We start from the raw sequence: 799 nt of genomic DNA, 5'->3' as shown, positions 1-799 counted from the left end.
TTACACGACGCTCTTCGGATCGGCCGCTGATGATCGCGCCGAGCGCGCCGCCGACGAAGGTCGCGGTCATGTAGAGGCTGTTGATGCGGCCCTGTGCTTTCGGATCGGCGGCGAACGCGCGCGTCTGGTTCGCGACCAGGCCAGCCTGCACGCCGATGTCGAGCACGACCACGCCGATCACGAGCAGCGCGAGCGAGCTGCCGGCGCCGGCGAGGATCAGGTAGGACACCGTCACGATCGCAATGCCCAGTCCGATCACGCGCCGTGTGCCGATCCGGTCCGACGCCCGGCCACCGATCGTGGCGGCCAGCGCGCCTGCCGCGCCGATGATGCCGAAGCCGCCGGCCCATGCGCTGCCGAGGTGCCACGGGCCGTCGGCGAGCAGCGCCGCGAGATTGACCCAGAACGCATTGAATGCGGCCCACAGCAGCGCCTGCACGATCATCGATTCGCGGATCGGGCGATGTGCGCGGGCCAGCGTCCAGAGCGACGCAAGCAGCCGGCCATACGACAGCGTGGTGCTCGGCACGCCGCGCGGCAGCAGCCACGCGGCTGCGATCCCCACCGGCACCATGGCGATGGCTTCCACGGCATACACTGCGCGCCACCCGGCGTGCGCGGCGATCAGGCCGCTGACCGCGCGGCCGAGCAGGATGCCGACCATGATGCCCGTGACGACCGCGCCGACATTGCGTCCGCGTTCGCCGGGCGCCGACATCACGGCCGCGAACGGCACCAGTTGCTGGGGCACGCAGCTGACCACGCCGAGCCCGAACGCGGCGCCGATCAGCGCCCAGAC

1 protein-coding gene is annotated in these 799 nt (G+C 71.3%); it reads right to left on the bottom strand.

Going from position 1 to position 799, the window contains the following annotated elements:
- On the bottom strand, window positions 1-799 hold a 799-nt coding region (locus G3N99_RS41395; protein ID WP_206125329.1), incomplete at both ends, for an MFS transporter.

Source organism: Burkholderia sp. Ac-20392 (genome assembly GCF_017104585.1).
In the GTDB taxonomy this organism is placed as follows: domain Bacteria; phylum Pseudomonadota; class Gammaproteobacteria; order Burkholderiales; family Burkholderiaceae; genus Burkholderia; species Burkholderia lata.
This window is presented reverse-complemented; position numbering and strand designations above follow the sequence as displayed.